Raw genomic sequence first — 7,143 nt, forward strand, 5'->3', positions numbered from 1 at the left:
CTTGCATCGGGGCGCCGGGTCTGGGACGGTAAGGCTCTTTGCGGATTTGTTCGATGCTGGAGGAGCTATGAGTGAGTACAAGGCCATCGCGCTCGATATGGATGGCACCCTGCTGACCCGGGATCACAAGATCTCGTCGGCCACCCGGGCAGCCCTGGCGCAGGCCCGCGCCCACGGCATCAAGGTGCTGCTGGTCACGGGGCGCCACTACATGACGGCACGCCCCTTCCACCACGAGCTGGCCCTCGATACCCCCCTCATCTGCAGCAATGGCGCCTATCTCTATGATCCGGTGCAGAACCGGATCCTCAGCGGCGACCCGCTGGCGGCCGCCCCGCTTACCGAGCTGCTGGCCGCGGTCGAGGCGCAGCAGATGGGCGCTCTGTTCCACCTGAGCGAGGGGATCGGCTACATCGGCTGCGAAGAGCATGTCACCCGCATCCGCCATTGGTCGGCCAATCAGCCGGACCACCTCAAGATCGCCCTCCACCCGGTCGAGGAGCTTGCAGGCTGGCTCGACAACCCGGTCTGGAAGCTGGAGCTGTTCAATCAGGATCCGGCACGCCTGCACACCTTTATGGGCGAGGTGGTCGAACAGATGCCCTTTACCCGTGACTGGGCTGCCCCCTATGCGGTGGAGCTGGTACAGCCCGGTTGCAGCAAGGGCAACCGGCTGGCCCAGTGGGCCGCCAGTGAAGGGATTGCAATGGAGCAGGTGGTAGCGTTTGGTGACAACAACAACGACATCAGCATGTTCGAGCAAGTTGGGCTGGCGGTGGCCATGGGCAATGCGGCCCCGCAGCTCCAGAGCCATGCCCATCGGGTCACGGCCGACCACAACGAAGATGGTATCGCACTGGCGCTGCAGCGCTGGGTTCTGCCCTGAGCTGACAAGATGCAACATGGCCAGCACACGGGCTGGCCATGAAGAGAGGGATTAACCGCCGAAGGAGAACTGGATCACCCGATCCGGATAACGCAGACGGTTATACTCCCGGCGCAAGGATTCGTAGTGGCGAATGGCCCGATCGCGCTTGGCGCGGTAGTAGTCGCGCTGTTCCGTGTTGGTTTCGTTGCGGATGCTGCGCTCCAGCGTATCGATATCCCGCTCGGTACGCTCCAGCTCGTCGCTGATCTCCCGCAGGCGAGCAGCCAGTTTGTACTCTTCGTAGCCACGCTGATACTGCTTGAGGAAGCTGGCGTCATTGGGGCATACCCCCAGATAAGCCTGCCCCTCCTTGCCCTTGCTGTAAGCCAGCTCGGGAATGCAGTAGAGCTCCAGCCCCTTGTCGTAGCCCCGTTTCCACTCGGCCTCATCCACCCGAAGGCCATATTCGCTGCAAGACGAAACGTAATCGCGGGTCGCCTGACGGGTTTTGCCTTCCGATCCATCCTGATAACCCAGGTTGTACCAACTCATGGTGCGGCACTCATCTTCTGACAGGGCACTGCATCCCGCCAGCAATACCGGCAGGGTCAGCAACAGGATTTTGGGGGACATGAACAGACTCCGGAAAAGATAGTGAGCGGCATTCTAGAGAGGATAAAAGGCCATAACAAGGGATGCGCTCCCGTGCGGTCTGGTGCGGTTTATTTGATGTTTTTGTCACTATTCAACGCCGTGCCAGACGGGCGGCCAACCCGCTTTCCTTGTTATCAGGCGCAAGGTAAACTGCGCCATCTTTTAACTGGCGCGCAACAAAAACAATGAAAGTCCTGACCGTCGATTACCGCTCACCCGATGCGGCCCAACGCTTCACCGAATCCCTGCGAACCACCGGCTTTGGCGTGTTGACCAACCACCCCATTCCGAAAGAGCTGGTGCAGTCCATCTACGACAACTGGTATCGCTTCTTCATGAGCGAGCAGAAGCAGGATTTCCTGTTCAACCGCGAGACTCAGGATGGCTACTTCCCGCCGTCGGTCTCCGAGGTGGCCAAGGGCCATAGCCAGAAAGACATCAAGGAGTACTTCCACATCTACCCCTGGGGCCAGATGCCGGAAGAACTGAAGGAGCAGGCGATGGAGTACTATCGTCTGGCCAACGGTCTGGCCGCCGAGCTGCTGGGCTGGGTCGAGCAGTACACCCCGGCCGATATCGCCGCTCACTACAGCTGCCTCCTCTCCTCGATGATAGAAGAGAGCCAGAAGACCCTGCTGCGGGTGCTGCACTACCCGCCGTTCGATGGCACCGAGGAGCCGGGCGCCATCCGCGCCGCCGCCCACGAGGATATCAACCTGCTCACCATTCTGCCCGCCGCCAACGAGCCGGGGCTGCAGGTGAAGGGTTCCGACGGCGAGTGGATGGACGTGCCGTGCGACTTTGGCACCCTCATCATCAACATCGGTGACATGCTGCAGGAGGCCTCTCGCGGCTACTACCCCTCCACCACTCACCGCGTCATCAACCCGACCGGTGGCAGCGCCGCCAAGTCACGCATCTCCCTGCCGCTGTTCCTCCACCCGCGCCCAGATGTGGTGCTCTCCGAGCGTCATACCGCCCACAGCTACCTGATGGAGCGGCTGCGGGAGCTCGGGGTGATCTAGTCCGCCGACGAGCAGTTGTCAGAGACCAAACCGGAGCAATCTCGCTCCGGTTTTTATTTGGTGGCAGGATTGGGCAAAAAACAGAATTAAATTAGCCAATCGTGCCAATAAAACGCATTTATACCTGATAACCGTCGTAGTGATTGCGCCGTGACCTCCGTAACATGAGCGCCATTCTGCCCTGCCAAGGGGCGCTCGATTGGAGTTCTTATGAAGCAGTCCCAATGGTCATCCCGACTCGGCTACATCCTCGCCGCAGCGGGATCCGCGGTCGGTATCGGCGCAATCTGGAAATTCCCCTATGTCACCGCCGTCAACGGCGGCGGCGCCTTCCTGCTGGTCTTTCTGCTGTTCAGCTTCACCCTGGGGGTGGCGGTACTGATGGGGGAGACCCTGCTCGGCAGCATGAGTCGCCGCGGGGTAGTGGGTGCCTTCTCCGATCTGCTCGGCAAACAGTGGCGCTGGGTTGGGGTAATGGGGGTGATCTCTACCCTGCTCATCTACTGCTTCTACAGCGTGGTGGGCGGCTGGACCCTGGGTTATACCGGCATGGCCATCTCAGGCCAGCTCAATCACGGTGATGCGGCGGCCCTCACCGCCCGCTTCAATGACTATGTCAGCGGCGACGTCTGGCCCATTCTCACCCATCTGCTGTTTGCCGCCCTCACCTGGATGGTGGTGCAAGGCGGCATTCAGAAAGGGGTGGAGCGCACCCTGCGATGGATGATGCCGGCCCTGTTCCTGATGATCCTGATGCTGGTCGCCTTTGGCCTCACCCTGCCCAATGCGATGGCGGGAGTACGTCACTTCCTGATGCCCGACTTCAGCAAGCTGGGGATGTCCGGCGTGCTCGATGCCATGGGGCTGGCCTTCTTCTCCCTCTCCATCGGTCTAGGCATCCACACCACCTACGGCGCCTATCTGCCGACCAGCGAAGGGGTTGGTCGCTCCAGCCTCTGGGTGGTGCTGCTGGCCAGCATGGTAGCGGTACTGGCGGGTTTGATGATATTCCCGGTGCTGGCCTCGACCGGTATCGACCCGGCCTCCGGCCCCGGTCTCACCTTTATGACCATGCCGGCGGTATTTCAGCTGCTGCCCTTCGGTCAGGTGCTTGAGGTGATCTTCTTCGCCCTGCTGGTCTTTGCGGCGCTCTCCTCGGCCATCTCCCTGCTGGAGCATTTGCAGTGCTTCCTGTGCGAGACCTGGGGCTGGTCACGCCGCACGGCCTGCAGCGCCATCACTGGATTCGTCATGGTTAGCGGTGTTCCGGTCAGCCTGTCGTTTGGCCCGTTGCAACACGCCACCCTGTTTGGCAAAACCATCTTCGAGCTGCTGGACTTTGTCACCTCCAACCTGATGATGCCGCTGTTCGGCCTGATGCTGACGCTGCTGCTGGGCTGGAAGCTGGGACGCAAGGCGCTGCCGCAGGGGATTGCCAGCCATTGGCATCACCTGCTGATGAACTGCTGGCGCTGGATTGCCCCCTTGCTGATCGGCGGGATCTTGATTCGCGGTCTGGTGTGACGGTTACTCTTCGCGGGTGGGCTCATCGGCCCGCCCCTGGGCGGCTCTGACGGCCTCCAGGGCATGCTGCCAACGGGTGATCTCGGCATCATCCGTTCCCTTGGAGAAGACGATATAGAGACCGGCCTGATGGAGCAGTACCCCACTGCTGACAATGCTGCGCCGGGATAACCCCATCTTGTCGAGGGTGGCCTCCATCACCAGCTCCGCCATCGGCAAAGCATCGATCTTGCCCAGCATCAGCCGCTCTATCGCCTCCCCGACCGTCTTGTAGCGCACCAGATTGGTGTAGCCCTCATGGGTCAGCCGCACGTCATCGGCATTGCCCAGCACGACCCCCACTCTGGGCAGATCTCGCAGCTGCGCCAGCGAGGTCAGCGGGTGGCGACTATCCGGCGCCTGATAGATAAAGACCCGATTGATAAAGAGCGGGCCAACCCATTTGAAATGGGACTCCCGCTCCGGGAGCCGCTGTACCACGAACAGTCCATAGCCGGGCTCGACCCGTGCCAGCGCCAGCGCCCGCTTGAGCGGGTAAATCCGCACCGGATAACGGGTGCCAAGCTCCTCCTGCACCTCATCGATCAGGCGAATGGCAAATCCGTCGAGCTTGCCGTCGTGGTATTCGGTAAAGGGGGGTAAGTCGTGACTCAGCAGGGTTAATCCGGGCTGCGCCGACACACTCAGGCTGATCAGTAACCAGGGCAACACCATCCATCTCATACGACATCCTGTCTCATCGTTGTTCCCGTCAGCGCCATGTAGCAGTCACTAGTTCCAGAAGAAGCTACGTCGATTATCGCCCAGTAAATAGCCGCAAGGTAGAAAAGATACGGCCCTGCGAGGTTCTCCCCCATTGAGTTGTACGTACAGTCAGAGTGATGACAGCGGCACACATAAAAAATTTTTGATTTTATGTGTCAATTATTCTTTCCATGGTTTAGGCTGTTCCCTCATTCATTGGTCAGGTTGCCACCTCATGTCTGCCATCCTCGTGCTGTTTGGTCGATTTTTTAGCTCGCAAGAGAGGTGACCTTGCACGCACAGTTTTTCTGAATGTTCATTGCAAAGGTCGCCTCAGGCGGCCTTTTTTATGGTCTGTCGTTTATTGCTACTCAGGAGTATTGCTTCGATGTCGTGTTACCCGGAGGTTGTATGAGCCAGGTTCAGTGGTCTTCCCGTCTCGGTCATGTGCTGGCCGCAGCAGGCACAGCGATTGGCCTTGGTGCCATCTGGAAGTTTCCCTATGTGACCGCCACCAATGGCGGTGGCGCCTTCCTGCTGGTTTTTCTGCTGTTCAGCTTCACCCTGGGGGTAGCGGTACAGGTCGGCGAAACCCTGCTCGGCAGCAATAGCCAGCGCGGGGTGCTCGGCGCTTTCCGCAAACTGGTGGGGCCGAACTGGCGCTGGATGGGGTATATGGGGATCGCCTGCGGCTTCTTTATCTACAGCTTCTACAGCGTGGTGGGCGGCTGGACCGTGGGTTACGCCGCGCTGGCGATGGCTGGCAAGCTCAATCTGAGCGAAGGAAGCGCCCTCACCGCCCTGTTCAACGGCTATGTCAGCAACCCCTGGTGGCCGGTGCTGACCCATCTGATCTTCGCAGGCCTGACCTGGTGGTTCGTGCAGGGGGGTATTCAGAAAGGGGTGGAGCGGGCACTGCGCTGGATGATGCCCGCGCTCTTCATCATGATGTTGCTGCTGGTGGGGGTCGGTCTCTCCATGCCGGGCTCCATGGCGGGTGTGCGCCAGCTGCTGCTGCCGGACTTCTCCATGCTGACCGGCCAGAGCGTGCTGGACGCGCTGGGGCTGGCCTTCTTCTCCCTCTCCATCGGACTCGGCGTACATACCACCTATGGCGCCTACCTGCCCAATAGCGAAGGTGTGCTGCGCTCCGGGGTCTGGGTCGTTACCCTGGCCAGCCTTATCTCGGTGCTGGCGGGCTTGATGATCTTCCCGGCGCTGGCCTCCACCGGCATCGATCCCACCGCGGGCCCAGGGCTCACCTTTATGACCATGCCTGCCGTGTTCAGTCATCTGCCGTTCGGTCAGGGGCTGGGGGTGATCTTCTTCCTGTTGCTGCTGGTCGCCGCGCTCTCCTCCTCCATCTCCATGCTGGAGCATCTGGTGCGCTTCACTACCGAGGAGTGGGGTTGGTCGCGTCGTGGCGCCTGCAGGGTACTGACTCTTCTCATCATGGCCTCCGGCATTCCGGTGAGCCTGTCGTTCGGCCCATGGAGCGATCTGACCCTGTTTGGCAAGACCATCTTCGAGCTGCTCGACTATCTCACCTCCAACCTGATGATGCCGCTGTTTGGTCTGGTACTGACCCTGCTGCTGGGCTGGCGCCTGGGTGATGCCATTCTCCCTGTAGGCCTGTCACCCGCCCTGCGTCTGGCGCTGCTCTGGTGCTGGCGCGTGGTGGCGCCGCTGCTGATCAGCGGGATCCTGATCCGCGGGATCATGTAGCACCTTGCGCATCTTTGCGGGCAGGCCTTGGCCTGCCCTTTTTATTGCTGGCGTTTGCTTTAACAGGCGTTCATATGAGCAGCATCACGATGGATAGGAGTGCAGTCTGGCAATCTCGGCAGAGCAGAGTAGAGGATGTGCGAAATGACAGAGTGGCAGAGTGGCAGAGTGGCAGAGTGGCACACTATAAGAGGTGGTGCTCGGCTCGCCACACCGGCAACAGAAGAAGTTGAAGTACTGAATTGCGGGCAAAAAAAATCCCCATCTGAGTGGGGACGTTCTCTGCAACCGCAGCTGATATATCAGCCTCGCTTGCGAATATGGTGGTCGTTACTGGGATCGAACCAGTGACCCCCTCCTTGTAAGGGAGGTGCTCTCCCAGCTGAGCTAAACGACCTGGGATTCTGAAATGATGGTGGGTCGTGCTGGATTCGAACCAGCGACCAATTGATTAAAAGTCAACTGCTCTACCGACTGAGCTAACGACCCATCTAAATCATTTTTTTTAAACTTTTTACTGCAAATATGGTGGTCGTTACTGGGATCGAACCAGTGACCCCCTCCTTGTAAGGGAGGTGCTCTCCCAGCTGAGCTAAACGACCT

At 59.8% G+C, this 7,143-nt stretch carries 6 protein-coding genes and 3 tRNA genes; 4 read left to right on the forward strand and 5 right to left on the reverse strand.

What is annotated here, in order from left to right:
- The first annotated feature begins 67 nt into the window (after window positions 1-67).
- Window positions 68-886 (forward strand): Cof-type HAD-IIB family hydrolase, encoded by an 819-nt coding sequence (locus G5253_RS10765; RefSeq protein ID WP_266135420.1) that lies wholly within the window; start codon window positions 68-70, stop codon window positions 884-886.
- Window positions 887-937: 51 nt separating this feature from the next.
- On the opposite strand, the gene G5253_RS10770 is transcribed toward G5253_RS10765, so the two are convergent.
- On the reverse strand, window positions 938-1,501 hold the full coding sequence (locus G5253_RS10770; protein WP_118854584.1) for a DUF2799 domain-containing protein: 564 nt from the start codon (window positions 1,499-1,501) through the stop codon (window positions 938-940).
- 206 nt (window positions 1,502-1,707) lie between these two features.
- On the opposite strand from G5253_RS10770, the gene G5253_RS10775 reads away from it, so the two are divergent.
- Window positions 1,708-2,547, forward strand: a complete 840-nt coding sequence (locus G5253_RS10775; RefSeq protein WP_266135419.1) for an isopenicillin N synthase family dioxygenase — start codon at window positions 1,708-1,710, stop codon at window positions 2,545-2,547.
- A 210-nt stretch (window positions 2,548-2,757) separates the two neighbouring features.
- Window positions 2,758-4,071, forward strand: a complete 1,314-nt coding sequence (locus G5253_RS10780; RefSeq protein WP_005335722.1) for a sodium-dependent transporter — start codon at window positions 2,758-2,760, stop codon at window positions 4,069-4,071.
- A gap of 3 nt (window positions 4,072-4,074) precedes the next feature.
- On the opposite strand, the gene G5253_RS10785 is transcribed toward G5253_RS10780, so the two are convergent.
- Entirely contained in the window at window positions 4,075-4,794 is a 720-nt protein-coding gene (locus G5253_RS10785) for a substrate-binding periplasmic protein (RefSeq protein ID WP_047439628.1), read from the reverse strand.
- Window positions 4,795-5,226: 432 nt separating this feature from the next.
- Here G5253_RS10785 and G5253_RS10790 point away from each other — a divergent pair, with 432 nt between their 5' ends.
- Entirely contained in the window at window positions 5,227-6,540 is a 1,314-nt protein-coding gene (locus tag G5253_RS10790; RefSeq protein WP_266135418.1) for a sodium-dependent transporter, read from the forward strand.
- 321 nt (window positions 6,541-6,861) lie between these two features.
- Here the strand turns inward: G5253_RS10790 and G5253_RS10795 are convergent.
- The 3 genes from G5253_RS10795 to G5253_RS10805 form a co-directional block, all read right to left on the reverse strand.
- A tRNA-Val gene (locus tag G5253_RS10795) sits at window positions 6,862-6,937 on the reverse strand.
- A 16-nt stretch (window positions 6,938-6,953) separates the two neighbouring features.
- Window positions 6,954-7,029: transfer RNA gene (locus G5253_RS10800), tRNA-Lys, on the reverse strand.
- A 37-nt stretch (window positions 7,030-7,066) separates the two neighbouring features.
- Window positions 7,067-7,142: transfer RNA gene (locus tag G5253_RS10805), tRNA-Val, on the reverse strand.
- Window position 7,143: the final 1 nt, after the last annotated feature.

It is taken from the genome of Aeromonas sp. 602658 (genome assembly GCF_049173005.1).
Classification (GTDB): domain Bacteria; phylum Pseudomonadota; class Gammaproteobacteria; order Enterobacterales; family Aeromonadaceae; genus Aeromonas; species Aeromonas veronii_A.